General features: G+C 65.5%; 16 protein-coding genes, 1 tRNA gene, 3 pseudogenes and 1 riboswitch. Of the genes and pseudogenes, 9 read left to right on the top strand and 11 right to left on the bottom strand.

Annotation, left to right across the window (positions count from 1 at the left end; all coding sequences use genetic code 11):
• Positions 1-49 precede the first annotated feature (49 nt).
• Both ACRXBZ_RS29035 and ACRXBZ_RS29030 read right to left on the bottom strand, forming a co-directional pair.
• Positions 50-1,792: a thiamine pyrophosphate-binding protein gene (locus ACRXBZ_RS29035; RefSeq protein ID WP_433881766.1), complete on the bottom strand. Its 1,743-nt coding sequence runs from the start codon at positions 1,790-1,792 to the stop codon at positions 50-52.
• A 58-nt stretch (positions 1,793-1,850) separates the two neighbouring features.
• Positions 1,851-3,014, bottom strand: a complete 1,164-nt coding sequence (locus tag ACRXBZ_RS29030) for an NAD(P)/FAD-dependent oxidoreductase (RefSeq protein WP_433881765.1) — start codon at positions 3,012-3,014, stop codon at positions 1,851-1,853.
• A 475-nt stretch (positions 3,015-3,489) separates the two neighbouring features.
• On the opposite strand from ACRXBZ_RS29030, the gene ACRXBZ_RS29025 reads away from it, so the two are divergent.
• Entirely contained in the window at positions 3,490-4,638 is a 1,149-nt protein-coding gene (locus ACRXBZ_RS29025) for a Glu/Leu/Phe/Val family dehydrogenase (protein WP_433881764.1), read from the top strand.
• Positions 4,639-5,220: 582 nt separating this feature from the next.
• On the opposite strand, the gene ACRXBZ_RS29020 is transcribed toward ACRXBZ_RS29025, so the two are convergent.
• On the bottom strand, positions 5,221-8,016 hold the full coding sequence (locus tag ACRXBZ_RS29020) for an FAD-binding and (Fe-S)-binding domain-containing protein (RefSeq protein ID WP_433884001.1): 2,796 nt from the start codon (positions 8,014-8,016) through the stop codon (positions 5,221-5,223).
• 271 nt (positions 8,017-8,287) lie between these two features.
• Between ACRXBZ_RS29020 and ACRXBZ_RS29015 the strand changes: the two genes are divergently transcribed.
• From ACRXBZ_RS29015 to ACRXBZ_RS29000, 4 genes and pseudogenes are all read left to right on the top strand, one after another.
• Entirely contained in the window at positions 8,288-8,965 is a 678-nt protein-coding gene (locus tag ACRXBZ_RS29015; protein ID WP_433881763.1) for a GntR family transcriptional regulator, read from the top strand.
• 27 nt (positions 8,966-8,992) lie between these two features.
• A pseudogene (locus ACRXBZ_RS29010) lies at positions 8,993-9,229 on the top strand (ArsR/SmtB family transcription factor); the annotation flags it as partial.
• A 52-nt stretch (positions 9,230-9,281) separates the two neighbouring features.
• Positions 9,282-9,688 (top strand): annotated as a pseudogene (locus tag ACRXBZ_RS29005) (phosphoenolpyruvate carboxykinase domain-containing protein); the annotation flags it as partial.
• A gap of 327 nt (positions 9,689-10,015) precedes the next feature.
• Complete coding sequence (locus tag ACRXBZ_RS29000) at positions 10,016-10,648, top strand: hypothetical protein (protein WP_433881762.1); 633 nt, start codon at positions 10,016-10,018, stop codon at positions 10,646-10,648.
• A gap of 217 nt (positions 10,649-10,865) precedes the next feature.
• Here ACRXBZ_RS29000 and ACRXBZ_RS28995 read toward each other — a convergent pair whose 3' ends face one another.
• The 3 genes from ACRXBZ_RS28995 to ACRXBZ_RS28985 all read right to left on the bottom strand — a co-directional run bounded on the left by ACRXBZ_RS28995 (position 10,866) and on the right by ACRXBZ_RS28985 (position 12,733).
• Positions 10,866-11,099, bottom strand: coding sequence for a hypothetical protein (locus ACRXBZ_RS28995; RefSeq protein WP_433881761.1), 234 nt, complete (start codon positions 11,097-11,099; stop codon positions 10,866-10,868).
• A 31-nt stretch (positions 11,100-11,130) separates the two neighbouring features.
• Entirely contained in the window at positions 11,131-11,286 is a 156-nt protein-coding gene (locus tag ACRXBZ_RS28990; protein WP_433881760.1) for a hypothetical protein, read from the bottom strand.
• Between the two features lie 475 nt (positions 11,287-11,761).
• Positions 11,762-12,733, bottom strand: coding sequence for a pentapeptide repeat-containing protein (locus ACRXBZ_RS28985; RefSeq protein WP_433881759.1), 972 nt, complete (start codon positions 12,731-12,733; stop codon positions 11,762-11,764).
• A gap of 373 nt (positions 12,734-13,106) precedes the next feature.
• On the opposite strand from ACRXBZ_RS28985, the gene ACRXBZ_RS28980 reads away from it, so the two are divergent.
• Entirely contained in the window at positions 13,107-13,580 is a 474-nt protein-coding gene (locus tag ACRXBZ_RS28980) for a YunG family protein (RefSeq protein ID WP_433881758.1), read from the top strand.
• 188 nt (positions 13,581-13,768) lie between these two features.
• On the opposite strand, the gene ACRXBZ_RS28975 is transcribed toward ACRXBZ_RS28980, so the two are convergent.
• Positions 13,769-14,500, bottom strand: coding sequence for a hypothetical protein (locus tag ACRXBZ_RS28975; RefSeq protein WP_433881757.1), 732 nt, complete (start codon positions 14,498-14,500; stop codon positions 13,769-13,771).
• An 860-nt stretch (positions 14,501-15,360) separates the two neighbouring features.
• Between ACRXBZ_RS28975 and ACRXBZ_RS28970 the strand changes: the two are divergent.
• Positions 15,361-15,962, top strand: a pseudogene (locus ACRXBZ_RS28970) (helix-turn-helix domain-containing protein).
• A 199-nt stretch (positions 15,963-16,161) separates the two neighbouring features.
• Here ACRXBZ_RS28970 and ACRXBZ_RS28965 read toward each other — a convergent pair.
• The 3 genes from ACRXBZ_RS28965 to ACRXBZ_RS28955 all read right to left on the bottom strand — a co-directional run bounded on the left by ACRXBZ_RS28965 (position 16,162) and on the right by ACRXBZ_RS28955 (position 17,373).
• A tRNA-Val gene (locus ACRXBZ_RS28965) sits at positions 16,162-16,236 on the bottom strand.
• A gap of 107 nt (positions 16,237-16,343) precedes the next feature.
• Positions 16,344-16,808, bottom strand: a complete 465-nt coding sequence (locus ACRXBZ_RS28960; protein WP_168587129.1) for a peroxiredoxin — start codon at positions 16,806-16,808, stop codon at positions 16,344-16,346.
• Positions 16,809-16,938: 130 nt separating this feature from the next.
• Positions 16,939-17,373, bottom strand: a complete 435-nt coding sequence (locus tag ACRXBZ_RS28955) for a DUF3052 domain-containing protein (protein ID WP_168590195.1) — start codon at positions 17,371-17,373, stop codon at positions 16,939-16,941.
• 318 nt (positions 17,374-17,691) lie between these two features.
• Here ACRXBZ_RS28955 and aceE point away from each other — a divergent pair, with 318 nt between their 5' ends.
• Complete coding sequence (gene aceE / locus ACRXBZ_RS28950) at positions 17,692-20,460, top strand: pyruvate dehydrogenase (acetyl-transferring), homodimeric type (protein ID WP_433881756.1); 2,769 nt, start codon at positions 17,692-17,694, stop codon at positions 20,458-20,460.
• A 148-nt stretch (positions 20,461-20,608) separates the two neighbouring features.
• Here aceE and pnuC read toward each other — a convergent pair whose 3' ends face one another.
• On the bottom strand, positions 20,609-21,256 hold the full coding sequence (gene pnuC, locus ACRXBZ_RS28945; protein WP_433884000.1) for a nicotinamide riboside transporter PnuC: 648 nt from the start codon (positions 21,254-21,256) through the stop codon (positions 20,609-20,611).
• A gap of 101 nt (positions 21,257-21,357) precedes the next feature.
• Positions 21,358-21,490, bottom strand: a riboswitch (FMN riboswitch).
• A gap of 356 nt (positions 21,491-21,846) precedes the next feature.
• On the opposite strand from pnuC, the gene ACRXBZ_RS28940 reads away from it, so the two are divergent.
• Positions 21,847-22,080, top strand: coding sequence for a DUF3263 domain-containing protein (locus ACRXBZ_RS28940; protein ID WP_433881755.1), 234 nt, complete (start codon positions 21,847-21,849; stop codon positions 22,078-22,080).
• Positions 22,081-22,318 lie beyond the last annotated feature (238 nt).

The following is a 22,318-nucleotide window of genomic DNA, read 5'->3' as shown; positions in this document are numbered from 1 at the left end:
TCCACCTCCCGTCCACATCCCTCGCCCGGTCCTTCGGTCGTCGATGAGCTCAGTACACCGGCCTGCTGGCCGCCGGATTCGCAAGCGCAGTCTGCCACGGCGCGACCGGCGGAGGAGAGTCCTTGTGTTCTGGGACCCGGACGTGGATGACGGAGGGTCCTTCGGTGGCCGCCGACTGCTTGACCAGCAGCTCGAGCTCGTCGAGATCCCCAGCCAGGGATGCGGGCAATCCCATGCCCTGCGCCAGCAGCACCGGGTTGATGGGGCCCGGGTCGACCTGGAAGTAGCGGCGCTGCATGAACAAGTGCTGCAGCATCTTGATCCACGCGAAGGAGGAGTTGTCGAGGACGACATACGTGATCGGAAGCCTCAGCCGACCGGCGGTCTCCCAGTCAGCGACGCCCATGGCGAGGCTGCCCTCGGTGGTCAGGCAGAGCACTCGGTCGCCTGGGTGGGCCAGCGAGATGCCGATCGCAGCGGAGATCGAGTACCCCATGGGGCCATGCCCTCGCGGGATCACGACACGCCATGCCGTGCCGTCGGTCTCCCAGAAGGCCGAAAGATTCGGAGTTGGTGTGCCGGGGTCGGCCGCCACCCAGCAGTCCGGGCCGAGCGCGCGGTGCAGCGTACGAACGATTTCGCGCGGCTGAAGCGAGCCGTCCTCGGTGGGCAGCAGGGGGACCGACGTCTCCTCGTCCCACTGGTGCCGGGCAGCGGCGATCTCGACAGTGCGATTCCGTACGGTTCCCTCAGACGCGGACGGAAGTATTTCGCGCAGCTGTCGCAGGACCGTCGCCGCGTCGCCCACGAGCCCGATGCCTCCCGGGAAGTTCCGCCCTGCCCGGCTCTCGTCGATGTCGATCTGCACGACCGCGGGGCCGTTTTGTGGCGGCGCGGTGAACCCGTTGGTGTCAGTCGAGTTGCTGCGGCTGCCGACGATCAGCACCGCGTCTGCCTCGGCGAGCCGGGGGTTGGCGTAGCCGCGTGACCCGTTCCCACCCGCCACTCCCAGCGAGAGAGCGTGGTTTTCCGGGAACGACGATTTCCCGTGGATGGTCGTGGCGACCGGCGCCCCGAGGTGCTCGGCGAACAGGCGAAGCTCGTCCCAGGCGCCCGAGGCGTGCACACCGCCGCCGGCGAGGATGACGGGGCTTTGCGCGCGCCGCAGAACCTCGGCTGCTTGCGTGAGCGTTTCCGCAGGAGCGGCCGGGGTATCGGTCGGCACGACGCAGCGCCCCCGACTCGGTTCGACGTCCGCGTGCTCGTCGAGCACGTCCTCCGGGCAGATGAGGACGACGGGAGCTGGTCGCCCACCGAGTGCCGCACCCACCGCCTCGGCCACGAGCGCGGGGATGTCTTCGGCCCGCTCCGCTACCTTCTGCCACTTCGTAACGGCGCTGAACAGCTTCACCTGGTCGATCTCGGTGATCGCCCCGGAACCGCGACTGCTGCGGTGAATGTCGGTGGTGATCGCCAGGACCGGGATGCTCGACGCGAAGGCCTCCGCGAGACCGCTCGCGAGGTAGACCGCACCGGCGCCGCTTGACGCCTCGCACACGGCGAGCCGGCGTCCAGTCCGGGCGAACCCGTCAGCCATGTAGCCCGAGTCCCGCTCATCGCGAGCCAACACGTGCCGGATCCGGTCCTTCCGCGAGGCTAGGACATCGTAGAGGTTGACCCCGGTGTCGCCGGGGACGCCGAAGATGGTGTCGATGCCGTGGCCGATCAGGGAATCGACCAGCAGGTGGGCCCCGGTGGGGGCGCTATCGGTCGTGTCGGGACGATGAGTCATTGGATGCTCCATCAAGCAGGATTAAGTGTCTCGTCGGCAGTGCGGGCGGCAGGCTGGTTCAGAAGACGGCGTTCTCGAGCTCGGGCTTCGCCGTACTTCCGAACCGGGACAGCGACAGTGCGGCGAGATCGAGACCGGGACTGCCGTCGAGGAACCACTCCGCGAGGCACTGGCCGACAGCGGGCGATTGCATGAAGCCGTGCCCGGAGAACCCGGCGGCGATCCAGAGGCCGGGTTTGTTCGGGACCGGACCGACGATGGCGTGATCGTCGGGCGTCATCTCGCGCAGGCCCGCCCATCCGTTGGTGATTTCCAGGTCGTCGAGGTACGGGAACCGGTGGCTGAGCGCCTCGGCGAGGTCGCATACTCGCGACCAGTCGACGCTGGCGGTGTCACTACTGGCGACGGCACGGTCGTTGCCGCCGATAACCGCGGTTCCGCCGCTGGCCTCGGGGTGGACGTAAGCGCCTGATGCCATGTCGACCGCCAGTGGAAGGCTGGCGTCGATCTTGGCGAGCGGAGCGGTGGAGAAGGCCTGACGCGAGTGCGGGAAGACCGGGATGTCCACACCGCACTGGTTGCCCACCTGCCGTGCCTGCGGACCCGCCGCGATGATGACCCGTTCGGCCTCAACCGGTCCATCCGAGGTCTGGACGAATTTGATGGAGCCGTCGGCGGCCGTGTTGAGTCCGATGAAGTAGGTCTGCTGGCGGACCTCCGCCCCGTTGGCTCGCGCGACCCGCAGGAAACCGGCCACCGCGTCAGCCGGTGACGCAGAACCGTCGCCGGGGGTGTATGTCGCACCGACCAGGTCGTCGGTGCGCGTCGCGGGGAAGATTTTCCTGACGTCATCGGGAGTCAGCACCTCGACGTCGACCCCGAGCGATCTCTGCAGGGCGACATTGCGCTTGAAGGACTCGAACTGGGCCTCGTCGGAGATGAGGAACAGGTAGCCGTGCCGCCGGAAATCGAACGAGCACCCCGTCTGCTCGGTGAAGCTCTCCCAGAACGGGACCGAGCGCTTGACGAGCTCGATGTTGACCCGCGAAGAGAACTGGTGCCTGATCCCTCCGGTGGCGTGGGCGGTGGCCCCTTCGCCGACGAGATTGCGCTCGAGCACCGTGATGTCGCGGTATCCGCGAATGCTCAGGTTGTAGGCGATGGAAGCGCCGATCACGCCGCCACCGACAATCACAACACGTCCGCCGCTCAACGGTGTCATCTACGATCCCCCTCGGGAATTGGCTTCGCCATGCTCGTCAACAACCTCACCCGGAGAGCAACGACACGGCAAGGGAACCAAGCGTCAGTTCCAATTCATCGATTTCAAGAGCGATTAAACCTGCATAGTCGCGTGGACTACACTGACGCTCCAGGTCAAGCGGGACGCCCTGGTTCTGAAAGGCGAAGAATCAAGGTTCTCCGCCTTTTCGCTGGTTCGCTCCCGACTCGGCTCAAACATGCTAACCAGAGAGCACCGACGAACTTAAGCGTTCGAGCTCCACACCATCAACAATGAGTTTAAGAACATCTTGATGTACTCGTTCATGGTGATTGAGGCAGTTCCAGATTCCGTTGGGCGCGGTGAAGAATGTCTTGCACTTGCGGGCTTGGATGTTCCAGGTGCTTCCCGCATCGTCAGGCTAAGTCGACGGCCCACCGATGGCCGCACAGCCCGCCCGCGCGGAGGATGGATCATGACCAACTCGCTCGACCTGATCGACGACTGGGGCCCAGAGAAGATCGTCGTTGTCTCCCACCGCCGCACCGGCATGAAAGGCGTGCTGGTCATCGACAACACTGCCCGGGGAGTCGGTAAGGGTGGCACCCGCATGGCCCCGTCGGTCACCGTCACCGAGATCGCCCGCCTGGCCCGCAACATGACGTGGAAGTGGGCCGGTGTCGACCTGTTCTACGGCGGAGCCAAGGCAGGCATCACCGCCGACCCCACCGCGCCGGACAAGGAAGCTATCCTGCGCGCATTCGCCCGCGCACTGTCCAACGAGGTGCCGCGCGAGTACGTGTTCGGCCTCGACATGGGCCTTACGGAAAACGACGCCGCGATCATCCAGGACGAACTCGGCGATCGCGGAGCCGCCGTCGGCACACCCACGCACCTCGGCGGCGTCGCCTACGACCAGCTCGGCGTGACCGGATTCGGAGTCGCCGAGGCCGCCGACGCCGGCGCCCAGGCCATCGGCCTGCCGCTGTCAGGTGCCCGCGTCGCCATCCAGGGCTACGGCGCCGTCGGACGCGCCGCCGCCGACCGGCTTACCGAGCTCGGGGCCACCATCGTCGCGATCTCCACCGCCCACGGAGCTCGGCACACCCCGGCGGGATTCGACGTGGCCGAGCTCAACCGGCTCCGCGACGAGCACGGCGACGCCTTCGTCACCCGCATGACCGTCGGCAACGTCCTGCCTGCCGGAGCAGAGCTCCTTGTCGACTGCGATGTCCTCGTCCCCGCCGCGCTGCAGGACGTCATCGACGACGACATCGCCCACCAACTCAAGGCGAGCCTGGTCGTCGAGGGGGCGAACCTGCCGACCTCACCGAGCGCGCAGCAGATCCTCGCCAACCGCGGCATCACCATCGTGCCTGACTTCGTGGCCAACGCCGGCGGCGTCATCGCCGCCGCCTTCGCCATGGACAGCCGCTACTCCGGCTTCCGCGGCGACACAGACACCGTGTTCCGCACTATCTCCGACAAACTCCGCAGCAACGCCCACCTGGTTCTCGATACCGCTCTGCGTGGCTCCGTCACCCCGCACCAGGCAGGTCGGCAGCTCGCCGAGGCTCGCGTCCGTGAGGCCATGCGCAGCAAGGGCCGAATCCCGCTCACTTGATTTCGTCCGACCCGCTGGGCCGCTCCCGACCGCAGAGAACGAACGGTCTTGGGCGCACTGGTCCGGGACAGGTCCCACGCACGCCAAGGAGGGAGCCGAGTCGCACCACCAAGCGGCGGCGGAGAAACCGCACCTATCAATGCCGGAGCAACCTTCAGTGCACCAAGCGGACTCGCCTGGGGCATCTCCGGATCGAGCCAACCTACCCAACGGCCTAGTCAACGAGGCTGACGAAGGTCACCTCATCCGCGGCTACAACTAGATGATTTATTCCGTGAAGATCACGTGAAGGGAGGGGTCGGTGAGTGGGTAGCGGAGAAGGGTGTTCAAGATCAATGTGATCAATGTGTGAATAAAGAACTAACCCTCCTGACTCCTCCTGACTGCACTCTTGGCGACAGCCCTGGTGTCGAGGCCGTGAGCGTTTTTGGGTGCCATAGCACCGAAAAACGCTCACGGTCCTCGGTCCTGCACCACGCACACCCAACCGTCCAATGTGGACACCGCAGGATCGGCTACCCAAGACGTCGCGACCGCTTCCGCCGGCGGCGTCTAACATTACATATTCGCCCTACTGATCAATTAAGACTTGCGCAGGGCTTGGTGGAGGACCTTGGCTAGGTGAGTGCCTTCTCGGTCGGTGCCCTGAGCGATCTGGGTGCGGCACGAGAACCCATCGGCCAGGACCAGGTCGTCGGCCCCAGCGGTACGGATCTTCGGGAAGAGTTCTTGCTCGGCGCAGGCTTGGGAAACCTCCCAGTGGCCGCGTTCGAAGCCGAAGTTGCCCGCCAGCCCGCAACATCCGGCCGAGACCACATCGGTGTCGACGCCGACTCTCTCCAACACCTCGCAGTCCGCGTCGTAGCTTCCCTTCGCCTCCTGGTGGCAGTGCACCTGCGACACCGCGCGCATGTTGAGCCGGTCGAATGGCCAAGGCCCATCATGCGCGGCGACGAACTCGGCGAAGGTCCGGACCTGCGCGGCGAGGCGCTGGGCACGCGGATCGTCCGGCAGCAGTTCGGTCGCCTCGTCACGCAGCATTACCGTGCAGGACGGCTCCAGCCCGATGATCGTCCGCCCCGCAGCCAAGTGCGGACCGAGTGCGTCCAGCGAACGCGCCAGCACCCGGCGAGCGCTGGATAGCTGCCCCGTCGAGTGCCAGGTCAGACCACAGCAGACGAAACCGTCGGGCAGCACAACCCGATACCCCAGCGCCTCAAGGACTTCCACTGCGGCCCGTCCTACGTCCGGGCTGAGGAAGTTGGTGAAGGTATCCGGCCACAGCACGACCGTCCGTGCACCGCGCGACGTACGACGCCGCATCCACCGCGACAACGACCGCGGTGCGAACCGGATCATCTCCCGGCGCTGTTCGATCCCGCCGAGCCGCTTGACCAGGGCCGCGACCGGTCGCTTCGACAGCAGTGCGTTCGCCGTGGGCGCCAGCCCGGGAACCGACGCGACCAGCTTCGCCCACAACGGCAGCCAGCCCATCGAATAGTGGGCCAGCGGTCGCATGCGGCCGGCGTAGTGGTGGTGCTGGAACTCGGCCTTGTAGGTAGCCATGTCCACGTTGACAGGGCAGTCGTTGGCACATGCCTTGCAGGACAAGCACAAATCCAATGCATCGCGAACTTCCGCCGCCCGCCATCCATCCAGAATGGACTCGCCGCGCAGCATCTCCGCCAGCACCCGGGCGCGCCCGCGAGTGGAGTGGACCTCGTCCCGGGTCGCCTTGAACGACGGGCACATGCTTCCGGAGTCGAGCGATCGGCAAGCGCCGACCCCGACGCATCGGTTCACCGCTGCCGCGAACGATCCGCGGTCCCGGTGCAGCGCATGCACTGGCGTTACTTCGAGCGCACGGCTCAAGGGGCCCGGCCGCACATCCGCGTCTAGCGGCGCGGGATCGACCAGCACATCGGGGTTCAGCGTCCCTTGGGGGTCGAAGATGTGCTTGAACGCGGCGAAGCAGTCCAGCATCGGTTTTGAGTACATAGCCTCAAGCAGCTCAGAGCGGGCCCGTCCGTCACCGTGCTCGCCGGAGACCGACCCGCCGTGCGCCGCCACGAGCTCGGCGGCCTCGGCGACGAACGACCGGTACCGGGCGAGTCCTCCCCTACTGCCGAGCTCGAAATCCAACCGCAGGTGCACGCAGCCCTCGCCGAAGTGCCCGAATGGGACGCCTCGCAAGCCGTGCGCATCCAGCAACGCGTACAGATCTCGCAGGTAAGCGGCCAGGTTTCGGGGCGGCACCGCGGAGTCCTCCCAGCCCGGCCAAGCCTCGCCTCCGTCGGCGAGCCGGGTCACTATGCCTGCGCCTGCCTCACGGATCCGCCACAGCGCCCGGGATTCCATCTCGTCCGTCACCACCAGCGACGTGACCGCGCCTCCCCGCTGCGCGATCCGGGCGAGATCATGCGCCCGCGCCATCGCGTCGGCCAACGACACTCCTCCGGCCTCGCAGTACAGCCACGCCTGGCCGACTGGCAGCGCGTCACCAGCGTTGGCCTTGCCCGGCCTCGATCGCAACGCCGCGAGCAGGTCGGCGGCCATGCCTTCAACTGTCATCGCCCCGGCCGAAGCCAGCTGCGGTGCGACCTCGGCAGCGAGGTAGACATCCGGGAAGCCAAGCACCAGCAGGGCGCGGGCGGCAGGGGGATCGACGAGGCGCACGGTCGCCTCGGTGATCACACCGCACGTGCTTTCGCTGCCCACCAAGGCTTTCGCCACGTCGAAGCCCCGTTCCGGCAGCAGATAATGGAGCCCGTAACCGGACACCTGCCGACCGAACCGGCCCAGTTCGGTGCGCAGAAGCGCGAGGTTGTCGCCCACAAGCGCGCGCAGCTGTTCGTCCACACCCGGGTCACCGCTGGAGGAACCGGTGACGGTCACCTCGCTGCCGTCAGCGCGCACCATGCGCAGCTCGACGACATTGTCAGCGGTCGTTCCCCACGCCACCGAGTGCGAGCCGCAGGCGTTGTTGCCAATCATCCCACCGATGGTGCAGCGGGAATGGGTGGAGGGATCCGGACCGAAGGTCAGCCCGTGCTCGCTCGCTGCAGCGCGCAGGTTGTCGAGCACCACGCCGGGTTGCACACGTGCGGTGCGGGCGTGTGCGTCGATCTCGATGATCTTGTCCATTCGCCTCGAGAAGTCAAGCACCACGCCGCGTCCGATGGCGTTGCCCGCTACCGAGGTTCCTCCGCCACGCGCGGTCACCGGAACTCCTGCGGCGGCGGCCGCCCGGACAACCATCGCGACGTCGGCCGCCGAGCAGGGTTCAACAACGGCAACCGGTACTCGCCGATAGATCGAAGCATCCGAGGCGTAGGCCGCGCGGGTGGCCTCATCGATGCGAACCAACCCAGGCAGCATCGTTTCGAGCTCCCGCAGCAACGCTGCCGGTTTCGCCTCGACCACCATTGCCCCACCTTCCGCCGCACCGGCCAGCATAGTTGCATGCAACAGTTGCATGTTACATTCCAACTTAGTTTCGTGGAAGGCACCGAGTCCGCACTTCGTAGCCGCCGCGACGGCTGCGAGCCCTCAGTGACCGTTCGTCATAGCCGCTGTTCCCCAGCCGGACCGACGGCGCTGGGCGTACCGGCCGGCTACTAGGATTCAAGGCAACAGCGGGAGGAGCGCAGTGGACCGGTTGCCGGAGGAGCTCACCAAGAGTGAGCGCCTGGCCGTCGTGGTGCGTGACGCGATCCTCAGCGGTGAGCTCGCGCCGGGACGCTTGTACTCCGCGCAAGAGCTCGGCGAGCGCTTCGGGGTCTCGCGCACCCCTGTGCGCGAGGCACTCTTAAAGCTGGCCAACGTGGGCCTGGTGCGCATCGAGCGAAACCGCGGCGCACGGATCCTCACCAGCACCGACAAGGACATCAACGAGGTCTTCACGCTGCGACTGCTGCTAGAACCACCGGCAGCGGCGCGCGCCGCCGGACAACCGGCATTCCCCGTGGCCGAACTCGACGCCGCACTGGCCCAGATGACGGCCCAACAAGACGACCGCGAAGCGTTCTTCGCCGCCGACCGCGCGTTCCACGACGTCATCCTGCGGGCCAGCGGCAACGAGCGGCTCGCGGAGTTCGTCGCAGGACTGCGCGACGCGATCTCGTTGCAGGGCCGCCGAACCATCCCCGGTGCGCGCAGCCCGGCGGAAATCCTCGCCGAACACGAAGAGATCGCGGCAGCCATCCGCGCAGGCGACCGCGAACTGACCGCCCGAACCATGCACGAACACCTGCTCAACACCGCCGAACTGCTAATCGCTACCCACCGCACCGAACTCCGGGAATGGTTGTCCCTGGAACAGCCATGAACAACACATCTGGCTCTTGAACGGGCAATGGATGGCCGCCTGAATCGCGCGAAGGCCGACTTGTTCCGCACCCTGAGCCACCCGGTGTGCGTGCGGGTGCTGGAGCTTCTCGACGACGGCCCGAAAACGGTACGCCAACTCTTCGACGACATCGAGATCGAACCGTCCCGGCTGTCGCAGCAACTCGCAGTGCTCCGCAGCGCGGGCATCGTCACGTCTGACCGCGCCGGCGGCAGCGTGGAGTACTCCCTGAGCTCGCCAGACATCGCCGATGTCCTCGATGCCGCACGACAGGTACTCGCCCGCGTGCAGGACATCAGGCGGGACCACCGCCGCGGCCACCGGCAAGGTCGGCGTCGTCCGCCGCGACCCGATGGCGATGCTGCCGTTCATCGGCTACCACGCCGGCGACTACTTCGGGCACTGGCTGCACATCGCCGAGCACACCGACGCCGCCAAGCTGCCGAAGATCTTCCACGTCAACTGGTTCCGCCGCGGCGAGGACCGGCGATTCCTGTGGCCTTCCGCGAGAACTCCCGCGTGCTCAAGTGGATCGTCGACCGCATCGAGGGCACCGCCGACGCCGCCGACACGCCCATCGGGCTCGTCCCCACTGCGGCCGACCTCGACCTGGCGGGTCTCGACTGCGATCCCGCCGACGTCGACGCGGCACTCGCGGTCGACACCGACGAATGGCGTGCCGAGATCCCGATGATCGAGGAATAGTTCGCCGGCATCGGGGAATGCCCGCCGAACTCCGCAACCAGCTCGACTCGCTGCGCTAGCCCTGACCACCAACCCCTGAGAACACCCCAGCGCCCGGCCCTTCACCGGGCGCTGGGCCTCACCGCGCTGGAAGCTGGGTTCGAGATATGACCGTGCTGTCCGTGCTGTTGCGAAGAATCGACCGGCTCCACCGCGCACTGCACCAGGTAGGAAACCGACCCCGTTTACACCACGGCTGCCGGTGCGGTGGGGATCGCCGGTCACTTGGGTTACCGCCACGCGGCAGAACTGGCCGAGGTCAAGTAGTGCACCCCGGAATAATTGATGATTCCGGGGTGGCCAGGACCGCATGTTCCGATCGGACTGCTGCTGTCGCTGATCCTGCTCGACAGTTCGAGAGCATCAGCTCTTTCACTGTTCGTATTGAGCCCAGTCGCATGCGGTGTCGGCGTGGGAGGGTGCTACTCCGGTGCCGACCAAACGTTGAGTGCAGAACGAGTGTCTCACGAGCTTATCGAGGCCACCGGTGTGGTGGCCGGCGCGGTAGCAGGCGTTGATCCTTGTTTTGGTGGGCTTGTAGGTCTTGGATTGCAGGTACCTGACGCAGTCAGCTGTCTCAGCGGTGGCCGGTGGGGCTATCGCCGTCAAGGACAAGGCGCCTGCCGTAAGCAGCGCGCCGAACCCAACAGCGGTGCGCCGCAGCATCGTCCTCAAATTCATTGCTTCCCCCAGTTCTTGGTGTTCGGTTCGTCTCTGAAGGCCACGGGTGGCCGGGCCCCGGTCCAGCAGTCGGAATGCCCGGCCTTCCGTTTTCCGTTGGTGCGCAACCTGTCCGGTCGCGATTTCTACGATGCCAACCTGACGAAGGCAAAGAAAGCCGAATCGGCGCCGATCGCCCGAACAGCACAGTACGAATCGACAAAAGTTGCACGCAGTGATCCGAAAGTTGTGCAGTGAGAGCTCACGTCGTTCAGCGCCAGGCGTTGCGACGCGGCGGGCGGCGTCGTGCGCTTGCGGCTGGACGCCACGAGCCCGGCTATCTCGGAGAGAGATCGTAGGAGGCGTTGAACGCCTAGGCGCGGCGGCCCTAGCGAAATAGGCCAGCAACTGAGGAGAACGTTGCACACTCAACTGGAAACCCGTGCAACGCTGGGTGTTTCGGCAGGTGGGCTGCCTACCACCGGCGGTATGTGCGCAGCTCGTCCTCGAGTTCCTCGTAGAGAGTGTCGCGCAGGCTGGCGCCGGTGCGAGATGGTTTGGGGCCTAGCGCGACGACCAGGTCGGTGACCTCGTACATGGCCTTGTCGGCCGGCAGCAGCGTGGCGGTGTTGACCCATTTGTCGGTCCGGGTCGCAGGTGGGGGCGGGCCGAGGACCGGGCGTTCCGGTAGCTTTCGCGCGGCAGGCAACGTTTCACCATCTGACCTGCGATGATTCTGATCAGTGCGTGGCCATGCGGGCGGCGAGTTCCTCCGCGCTGGGTGTCCAGGTGCCGCGTTGAGCGTCGATCTCGTCCAACCGTTGGTGGGTGCTCTCCTTGGACGGCTTGAGGTACCGCTGGAGGGTGCGGCGGTCCTCGCGGCCGGAGAGCTTCATCAGGTCGGCCTCGGTGGCGCCGTCCTCTCCGGCGTGGCTGAGCCGGAAGTGCCGTAGATCGTGCAGGTCCCGGCCGCCGCTCGCGGTGCCGAGGTGTCGTTCGGCGCTCGTTCCTCTCCCCGGAACTGGCCGGCGTGCTGCGCCCGCTGCGCGACCCCTCGACCCGGGACGAGGACGAGACCGACTAAGAGCAACGGTCCAGGGTCTGCCCGCGTCTCTTGGCGCGGGCAGACCCCGCTGATCAGGGGCGTCGATTCACTCTTGCTCGTCGGTGTCGACGGTGCGCGCGATCACCTGCTCCGGTGCACGCGCCGAAAAACCAACGCTTCGCTCGGAAGTGCTTCCTGGGGGCCGGGCGTTTTGTCGGTCGGTCTTGCCCCGCGTCGACCATCCGCAGTGGCTTGCAGGTCCACCTCGGCTTCGCCGCAGCCTGCGGTGAAGCCGAACAGGCGCTGCCATTCCGGGCCAGTGCTGATCATTTCGACCAGGGCCAGATTGCCGACGCAGCCCCTTGCGCATTCCTCAGGTTCCGAGCCTTTTCAACGCCTATCGCCTGCGAGAAGTCCGCGTCGGCGATCGTCTTCACGTCGGCGAAGTTTGTGTTCGTCAGGTCGGTGCCCGCGAACGTGGCATGACTGAGATCCGCGCCCCGAAACACGGTTTTTTCGTTGATCCTCACGCGGTCAAGGTGGGCGCCAGTGAGGTCGGCGTTGGTGAACACCGCGTCTTCCAGATCTGCCTCCGTCAACGTCACGTCATTCAGCTTGGCGTCGATGAACCGCGCCCATTTGAACCCGCACCCCCAAAAATCGCTTCCCCGGAGGTCAGCCTTGTTCCACACGGACATCCTGGCAGTACACATCTGACCTTGCGTTTTACGCATCACCACGCCGTGGAATCGCACCGCCTCAACAACCATGCCCGGGAGCTTGAACGCACGCTCACCAGGCCCTTCCGGGTCTTCTTCGCTGCCGCGGCCCCGAATCACGTCCACCGCGGCCTGCGTGCCCACGTTCGCCACAGATACCGGCCCCTCGGTGGTGTAGCCCAAGATGTCCTTGGCTATGGGCCTGCCGTTGGTGAGGTAAGCTTCAGCGAGATCGACGACACGATCTCGGTCGGGGGGCGAGATTCTTGCGACACGCTCCAACGCCCGGAACCCCACCGCCTGAGCATTGAAGTCATCGCTGCTGATCATCTCCGACGCGCTGGTTACTTGCTCAGTGACCGCCTTATTTTGTTCCAGGCTGAGCTTATCTTGTTCCAGGCTGAGGCTGTCATACTGCACTGATAGTCCAGCGAAGGCGGCCACCGTGATCGCGAGGTTCAGGCCGACCGTCAGGCTGATGCCTAACAGCCAGCGACGCGTCGAAGGTTGCCCGGCCGCGGTAGCGTCATCGCCGCCTTCCAACGGCAAGAGATCAGGAGCGTTCGGAGAATCTGCCATGATCGAAGTGTGCTCGTAGTGATTCGCACTACGCCGCTACTTTCGATCAATTACTCTGATCGGGTTGTCCGCCCAAATCCGAGTATCACCGTCGCCGTACGGCAGGATCCTGGCCTGCTGCCAGCGGGCCAGGGCCTTGGCGACACCCGCGCGTACTTCGCCAGCGACGCGACCGACGTGTGCCCGGAAAAGGCCAGCAGCGTCGAGGTGTTGGCACCGCCCTCGGCAGCGTGGGTCAACGCCGAGTGACTTGTGTCCGCAGACGTCGTGTGCAGATCAGTTCGTGTGGCGATTGTGCAGGGGCCGCTGCAGACGTCTTTCGATGCGCACTTCATTGAGTGTGTCGTATTCCAGAAGACATGTCGTGACCCCGATGACTGGAATCACGCTCGGAAGTCGGGTTATCCTCTTCGATGTCAGTGGCGGCTGCGATGCTGCCGACATGACCCATTGGAACCTGCTTGTCCTCGACAAGGCCCTTCGCGCTAGTTGGGCGGCTGACACCTGTTCCCCGGACGACCTTGCTCGCGCTGGCTGGCAGCCCGACAACCCTGCATGGGGTCACTGCGACATCACGGCCTTGATCGTCAACGACATCTTCGGCGGAGACCTCATGGTCGGCGAAGTCCACTTCGACGGGGAACAGCATGGCTTTCATTGGTGGAACCGGCTGCCCACTGGAGTTGAGCTTGACCTGACGCGCGAGCAGTTCCAACTCGGCCAGACCGTCACCGCAGGCCGTGTGGTCAAGCGCCCGCCGGGCCGACTTCGTCGCTATGAGGAGTATCTCCTCCTGCGTGAGCGCCTCATCAAGCACCTGGGTCACATCCCCAGCCCTGCCCTCTGACTGGCTTCAACGCAGGTTCCGATCACTGTGGTCCGCGCAAAAGGGAAGGTGACTCACCCGGCTGCCGCCGGAGGCGGCTTGGCGCAGCCGGATGATTTCCTCGTGCTGGGCGGCGTGAGGGCAGCCGCGTAAACACAGGAGTTCATCCCTGCATTATGAGACCCGAGCGGTCAAGTATCCATCCTTGCCTAGCGATTCGTGACTAGACTCAATTTGCCGGACGGGATGCCCCTGAGCCATGCTGTCGACTCTGAACCCCAACCGCGAAATGCGGCGACGCCATATGGCGTCTCAAACTCTATACCGTCTAGATCCACCAATCCACGCGCAGTGAGGTGAACGGCATCGAATCGTTCTGCTACATCACGCCACCGTACAGTTGCGCGACCACTGGGATTGCTCTGAGGAAATTTCAGGAGGAGACGCTGGAAATCGACGAAGCTATCGATCGTGTAGACCGAAATTGTCTGCGCATCGCATTGAAGCCGGTAAAGGGAGCGGCCGAGTTCGGCGAACTCTTCCCTTTCGCGAGCCTGCCACGCAGGGGCGCCATTTGGCAGGAAAGAAGAGGTCCACAGTGCTCCTTGCGGCTTCTCTTCTGCTACCGACCGGGCTTGGATATTGCGAACATGTATTTCAGGCAAGTTGGGGCCTATAGTATAGCAAGCTTGAGGAAAGGTGAGTTTTGCAGTCTTTGAAAACCAGCCTGAATTAAAACGAATTTCGAGGAGGGACCTGACTCGGAGCAGGTGAGACTCGCGAGGCTTGGGGCGCTGACTGGGGAGTTGTACCGCCACGGCGAAGTCGATTTCTTCGTACAGGTAGGTGTCGTCCTGGTTGACGAGTAGGTCTGTATCGTCGGCGATGGACGTCGCGATCTCGGCGACTCGCGGAGGATTCTTGGCCGTGAACGTCCACATATGCCCTCCGGGCGGCGTTGCAAGCATGGGAAGTATGCGCTGAGCGCCGAAGCGCCCAGCAAATCAAACTAGCAGGTTACCGGAGTCTTGGGCCAACTCAGGTATTCCTCGGTACGAACCCCGTTGTGATCTACGACAAGGAACCATGCCTCGACACTGTAACTGTCGTAGTTGCAGTGATCTGAGGTTGCAGCGGCGGACACGGTACGCGCGGTTCCCGAGTCATTTTTGTACTTTCCTTCGAAGAAAGGATTAAAAGCTCCTTGCCAGGCAGTCATGCGAACTTCTACGCCAAGATACTTCTTGGCGGTATTGCATTTGATTCGCGCGGCGGAATTTACGTGCCCAGGGTTGTGGTGCGAACCGTGTGGCCTGTCGAGCAAAAATTCGCAGTCGCCCTTGATGGACCTCGGGGCAATGTTGGCCGTTTCGGCCGCGGATGTCCCAGGTGTCAGAACTCCAAAGAGGACAGCGCAGATTGCTAGCGCGAAGACGTGTCGTACCACTCGTATCACGAGTATCCACCCTCCAGATTGGCCCATTTTGAGGGCGCAGACTGTGACGATCATTTTCTATCAGTGATTTCCGTACGATATGGACGAAACGCCAAAATTGTGCATATGACATATAGCACTACAGACCACCCGTTAGGGCGATATCTCTAAACAATGTTATTGGTGGTCAGCGCTAGCGGCGCGCGTTGGCGATGTGAGACGCGCTGGGGGCAGCGGCAGTTTCAGCGCGGTTGCCGGAGATGCGGATTTTTACGGTGCTCCTGTCGGGTTGTTGGCTAACGAGTCGGGACGCTGGCCGGTGAGCAGGGCGACCAGGTCGGCGAGGGTGCAGGTCACAAACTGGAGTTGAAGCGGCTGCGCAAGAAGGCCGGGCTCAAGCAGAAGGACGCTGCGGCACGCATCGGCCGTTCGCAGCAGCACGTCGGCTACGTGGAGAGCGCCCGGAACCTGCCGTCAGCTGGCAACATGGAAATCCTGCTCGGCCTGTACGGGATGCAGGAGCGAACCGAGTTCATGCGCGAACTGCTGACGGCCGCCAAGAAAGGCAAGAACTGGTGGGCGAATCTCAGCAGCGCGGTTCCCCCGTGGTTTGACCTGTTCCTCGGGCTCGAAGCCGGCGCAGCGGAGCTGTCCTCGTTCGACGCTCTGGTGGTCACGGGACTGCTCCAGACCCCTGAGTACGCTGAGGCCGTGATCCGTGCGGATAACGACCTCACCGACGCCGAGGTGCAGCAACGCGTTGAGCTGCGCATGGGCAGGCAGCGATTCTCGACCGCCAGGACGAGCCAGTGCGGTTGTGGACCGTGCTGGACGAGTCGGTGCTGTACCGCCAGCGGGGCGACTCGACGGTCATGCGTGCCCAGCTTAATCACCTAAGCCCATACGAACATCACACATTTACTGGCCCCATTAACCCATCCCGACCAGCCAAAACGTCAGTTTCATGATCGGCGAACAGATACACGCTCCGCCCCTCACCGACTGTCGTGAAACGACCTCACACAGCCAAAGGAGACCGCGACGCTCCCAGAATCCTCCCACTACTCGGACCACCAACCGCAGTAAACGATCAAAGGAAGATCCTCATCCTCACATGAAAATGCCCGCTGACCTGGGATTTCATCCCAGACCAACGGGCTATGACCTTGGTGGGCGCAGCAGGGTTCGAACCTGCGACCCCTTGCTTGTAAGGCAAGTGCTCTTCCGCTGAGCTATGCGCCCCGTTGGTGGCCGTCCGCTTCATCCGATCGGATCACCTTGGACACCCTACCGGTGTTTAGCGCCGCTCCCGGCACCCGGTCGGCCACCACGCCGCTTGCAGGCGTTCGTCACGCCACGAGCTCGGCCAGCGCCTTCTTCCAGACGTCCTGGTCGCGGGCCTCGCCCGGCTGGTTCACCTCGGCGAAGCGGACCTTGCCCTCGGTGTCGATCAGGAACGTGCCGCGGTTGGCCATCCCGGCCGCCTCGTTGAACACGCCGTAGGCCTTCGCGATCTCGCCGTGCGGCCAGAAGTCCGACAGCAGCGGGAAGGTGTAGCCCTCCTTCTCCGCCCAGGCCTTGAGCGCGAACGGGGAGTCAACCGAGACGCCGAGGACCTGAACCTTGTCGTTCTGGAACTCGCCGAGGTCGTCCCGGACCTGGCACAGCTCGCCCTGGCAGATGCCGCTGAACGCGAACGGGTAAAAGACCAGCAGCACGTTCTTCTCACCGCCGAAGTCGGCCAGCGAGACCTTCTCGTTGTTGAAGTCCGGCAGCGTGAAGCCCGGCGCCTGCGCACCGACCTCGACCGTCATGAGTGCATCCTCCTGATCGACGTGACCTTGTCATCGCCGAACCTACACCGAACCGACCGCCGTGGGCACCGATGGCGAACATCGGCGCCCACGGGGCGGAACGCTGCGCGCAGCGACTGGCGGCGGCCGATCAGCGCCGGGCTTTCGCCCTGCGGTAGGCCAACCTGGTGCCCATCCAGCCCTCGCCGAGGCTGACGTTCGCCGTTTGGGCGAGGTTCGCCGTCGATGCCGCCTCTGCGATGTCGGCCGGCTCGACGTAGCCTTCCCGGCCGGTCTTCGGGGTCAGCACCCAGATGACCCCATCGTCGGACAGTGGCGTCATGGCATCGAGAAGCGTGTCTGTCAGGTCGCCATCATCTTCGCGCCACCAAAGCAGCACGACATCGACCACTTCGTCGGCATCTTCGTCGAGCAGCTCGCTTCCGCAGCGCTCCTCGATCGCGGCACGGGCGTCATCATCGACGTCCTCGTCCCAGCCGAGCTCCTGGATAACCATCTCGGGCTCGATGTCGAGCCTCTCGGCGACGTCGGCTTCGCCTTTACCGGCGTCTCCCGCGGCGACCACGGTTTGCTCACTCCTCCAATGCACAGGTGCGGCGACCGTCCGACGCCGCACAACTTCCAGATCTGGCGGATAGCGAACACTGCCGACCGCCACCCGCGCAACTGCTGACGGCACGACACGCCGTAGCAAATGCGTTGAGATTCGACTGTAGACCGACGAGCAACGCACCAACAGCCTGGTGCGGAATCCCCCGCCGCTGGTGTACGCACCAGTGGCCAGAATGGGGGAACATGAGAGTGTCGGACATCACTGCCAGGCACCTGCCTGACATCGCTGTCAGACACCCTGCCACGTCCACGACGTAGTCGAGGAGATCCCTTGTCCCCGCTCAACCACGACGACGCCGCCGTCCCCGCCCAACGGGTGCGGGTCATCCGGGACGGTCTCGCCTCCCACTTGCCGGACATCGATCCGCAGGAGACCGAGGAGTGGCTGCAGTCCTTCGACTCGGTGCTGTCGGCCAACGGGCAGCAGCGTGCCCGGTACCTCATGCTGCGGCTCCTCCAGCGCGCCCGCGAGAGCGGCGTCGGTGTGCCGTCGCTGACCAGCACGGACTACGTCAACTCCATCCCCACCGAGAAGGAGCCGTGGTTCCCCGGCGACGAGGAGACCGAACGCCGCTACCGCGCCTGGATGCGGTGGAATGCGGCGATGATGGTGCACCGCGCGCAGCGACCAGGCATCGGCGTCGGCGGCCACATCTCGTCCTTCGCGTCTTCCGCCAGCCTCTACGAGGTCGGCTTCAACTGGTTCTTCCGCGGCAAGGACCACCCGGGCGGCGGGGACCACCTCTACATCCAGGGCCACGCTTCCCCCGGCATCTACGCCCGCGCGTTCCTGGAGGGCCGGCTGTCCGCCGACCAGCTCGACGGGTTCCGCCAGGAGTACTCGCACGCCGGTCCGGGCGGCGGCCTGCCGTCTTACCCGCACCCACGGCTGATGCCGGCCTTCTGGGAGTTCCCCACGGTCTCCATGGGGCTGGGGCCGATGAACGCGATCTTCCAGGCGCGATTCAACCGCTACCTGCACGATCGCGGCATCAAGGACACCAGCCAGCAGCGCGTGTGGGCGTTCCTCGGCGACGGTGAGATGAACGAACCCGAATCGCGCGGGCTGCTGCAGGTCGCGGCCAACGATGGGCTGGACAACCTCACCTTCGTGATCAACTGCAACCTGCAGCAGCTCGATGGACCGGTCCGCGGCAACGGCAAGATCATCCAGGAGCTGGAGTCGTTCTTCCGCGGCGCCGGCTGGAACGTGATCAAGGTGATCTGGGGCCGCGAGTGGGACGCGCTGCTGCACGCCGACCGCGACGGCGCCCTGGTGAACCTGATGAACACCACCCCGGACGGCGACTACCAGACCTACAAGGCCAACGACGGCGCCTTCGTCCGGGAGCACTTCTTCGGCCGCGACCCGCGCACCACGGAGATGGTCAAGCACCTCACCGACGACCAGATCTGGGGTCTGCGCCGCGGCGGCCACGACTACCGCAAGGTCTACGCGGCCTACAAAGCGGCCACCGAACACCACGGCCAGCCGACCGTTATCCTCGCCAAGACGATCAAGGGCTACGGTCTCGGGCCGCACTTCGAGGGCCGCAACGCCACCCACCAGATGAAGAAGCTGACCCTGGACGACCTGAAGCTGTTCCGGGACAGCCTGCGGATCCCGATCAGCGACCAGGAGCTCGACCCCTACCTGCCGCCGTACTACCACCCCGGTCAGGAGTCGCCGGAGATCCAGTACCTGCACGAACGGCGCCGCCAGCTCGGCGGCTACCTGCCGGAGCGGCGGACGAAGGCGAAGCCGCTGGTGCTGCCCGGCGACAAGGTCTACGAGGTGATCCGGCGCGGCTCCGGCAAGCAGGAGGTCGCCACCACGATGGCGTTCGTCCGACTGATCAAAGACCTCGCCAAGGACCGCGAGATCGGGCCGCGGATCGTGCCGATCATCCCGGACGAGGCCCGCACGTTCGGCATGGACTCGATGTTCCCGTCGCAGAAGATCTACAACCCGCTCGGCCAGCTCTACACGCCGGTGGACTACCAGCTGATGCTGGCCTACCGGGAGAGCGAGCAGGGCCAGATCCTGCACGAGGGCATCGACGAGGCCGGGTCGGCCTCGTCGTTCACCGCGGCGGGCACCAGCTACGCCACGCATGGCGAGCCGATGATCCCGGTCTACATCTTCTACTCGATGTTCGGCTTCCAGCGCACCGGCGACAGCTTCTGGGCCGCGGCGGACCAGATGGCCCGCGGGTTCGTGCTCGGCGCGACCGCCGGGCGGACCACGCTGACCGGTGAGGGCCTGCAGCACGCCGACGGCCACTCGCAGCTGCTCGCCGCGACGAACCCGGCGGTGGTCGCCTACGACCCGGCGTGGGCGTTCGAGGTGGCGCACATCGTCAAGGACGGCCTGCGGCGGATGTTCGGCGAGGACGCCGAGAACGTCTTCTACTACCTGACCGTCTACAACGAGCCGTACCAGCAGCCGGCCGAACCGGAGGACCTGGACGTCGACGGGCTGCTGCGCGGCCTGTACCGGTACCAGACCGCGCCGGGCGGTTCCGGGCCGCGAGCGCAGATCCTCTCCTCGGGCGTGATCATGCCGCTGGCCTTGAAGGCTCAGCGGATGCTGGCCGAGGAGTGGGGCGTGCAGGCCGACGTGTGGTCGGCGACGTCCTGGTCGCAGCTGCGGCGCGAAGCGGAGGTCGCCGATCGGCACAACCTGCTGCACCCGGAGGCCGAGCCGCAGGTGCCGCACGTGACTCGGGTGCTGTCGCAGGCCGACGGCCCGGTGGTCGCCGTTAGCGACTGGATGCGCGCGGTACCGGACCTGATCCGGCCGTGGGTGCCAGGCGACATGATCAGCCTCGGCGCCGACGGGTTCGGGTTCTCCGACACCCGACCGGCCGCGCGGCGGGTGTTCCTGGTCGACGCGGAGTCCACAGTGGTCGCGACGCTGGCCGCGCTGGCCCGCACCGGCCAGGTGGACAAGTCCAAGGTGGTCGAGGCGACCCGCCGCTACCGCCTGGACGACGTCCAGGCCGCCGGCCCGCAGACCTCGGACCCCGGCGTGGCCTGATCAGGCGGTGCACGAAGGGCACCTCGGACTCCCCAGCCGGTCCGAGGCGCCCTTCACCTCGCCCTGCCGCTCGGGGGTCCGCAATTTCAATGGAAATCGAAGGTCCGATTTCCATTGAAATTGCGGAGACCCGCCCTGCCGCGCGGGGTCAGCTGCCGACCGGGACGCTTTCTCGGGTGCGCTGCGCGCGCGCCGCGCGGTTCCAGCTCCACCAGCCGTGGATGACCAGTGCCGCGAAGACCACGTAGATCGCGGCGCTGAAGTACAGCCCCGAAGCGATCTGCAGCGGCACGCCGACCGCGTCGACGGCCAGCCAGACCAGCCAGAACTCGACCAGTCCCCGGCCCTGCGCCCAGAACGCGACCAGGGTGCCGATGAAGATGTAGGCGTCCGGCCACGGGGCCCACGAGGCGTCCAGGGCGGACAGCAGCAGCGCGAACGCGGCGGTGCCCATCGCCAGCGCGGCGATCAACGCGAGCCGTTCCACGCCGCGGGCCTTGCGCACCACCACGCCGTAGACCGGATCGCTGCGGCGGTTCCAGGCCCACCAGCCGTAGACGGAGATAAGCAAGATCACCACCTGCCGGATGGCCAGCCCGCCCAGGTGGGCGGAGGCGTAGACGGCGAAGAGCAGCACCGTCGCGGCCACCTGCACCGGCCAGGTCGCCAGGGTTCTGCGTTGCGCGAGGAAGACCACGGCGAGCGCGCACAGCTGCCCGACCAGTTCGGCCCAGGAGATCTTCTGGCCCAGCACGGTGAATCCGTTGCCGAGCACCCATTCCGCGATTGCCTGCACGCCCGCTCCTCCCACCGGCTGCGAACGCACCGGGGGTACACGCGGGTAGCCGACGTCGACGACCGCCGGCGTGGCACGCCGACGGCCGACCGCGGCCGCCCGTGCGCTGCCTCTCATCCGGACTTTCACCGTCGGTTCCGGAATTCCACCGGATCGGCCGACACCTCCGCGGGGAGGCGCTGGTTCGCGGACTTTCACCGCCGGTTCGGATTTTCACCGAGCCCCGGAGCGCACGACTTCGTTTGATCTATTCAACATCGTGCGCCCGTGGATCTGTTCCGGGGCCGGGACGTGGTTTGGATCACAGCATCGATCCGTCCAGACTCGCCCGGAAATCCGGTTGTACCCGGGCCCACGCACCGATGATCGTTGCCCGCGTAATTCGGGTGGCTGGGCGCCTCGGTGCTCTTGACGCCGCTGGCGGGGCTTGCGCTGGCTCGCCACCTGATCCACCTGCGACGCGCCGTCGCAGCCCGTTCGCCGCGAGTGACATCGGAATTTCCGCGCAACAGACCGGGATGGCCGATCGAACACGCGTGCCCCCGTCGGTAGACTCACTCGGCAGCACCGCCAGAGGGAGGGCACGCCGGATGAACGACACCGACCGCGCCATCCTCGCTTTCGAGCTGGAGCACTGGCATTACCAGGGCAACAAGGAACGGGTCATCCAGGAGCGCTTCGGTTTCTCCCCGAACCGCTACTACCAGCGGCTGAACCGCCTGCTGGACGAACCCGAAGCGTTGCAGCACCAACCGGCCCTGGTCAAACGCCTCCAGAACCGGCGCGACCAACGGGCCCAGCGCCGCACCGCCAGGGATCGCTGACGCCCGGAACCTCGGCCGAATTGGCGATGCCGAGGCCCGGAACCTCTTGGTAAAGAACCGTTTCAGCTGCTCAAGACCCGCGAGTGGTTATGAGCGCTATAGAGGCTGTTTCCAAACTCGTTCTGCGTGGCGATGCGGGCAACGGAGCCTCAGAGGCCGCCTGGACTCCGGGATCCCCGACTTGGGTATGAAGCCCGCCCTCCCACATCCCGGACGACCACTTCCAAAACAGGCTCCA

The sequence above is a fragment of the Saccharopolyspora hattusasensis genome (assembly GCF_050972075.1).
GTDB lineage: Bacteria > Actinomycetota > Actinomycetes > Mycobacteriales > Pseudonocardiaceae > Saccharopolyspora > Saccharopolyspora hattusasensis.
The sequence above is the reverse complement of the archived record's forward strand: the minus strand, read 5'-3'. Positions and strand labels throughout refer to the sequence as shown.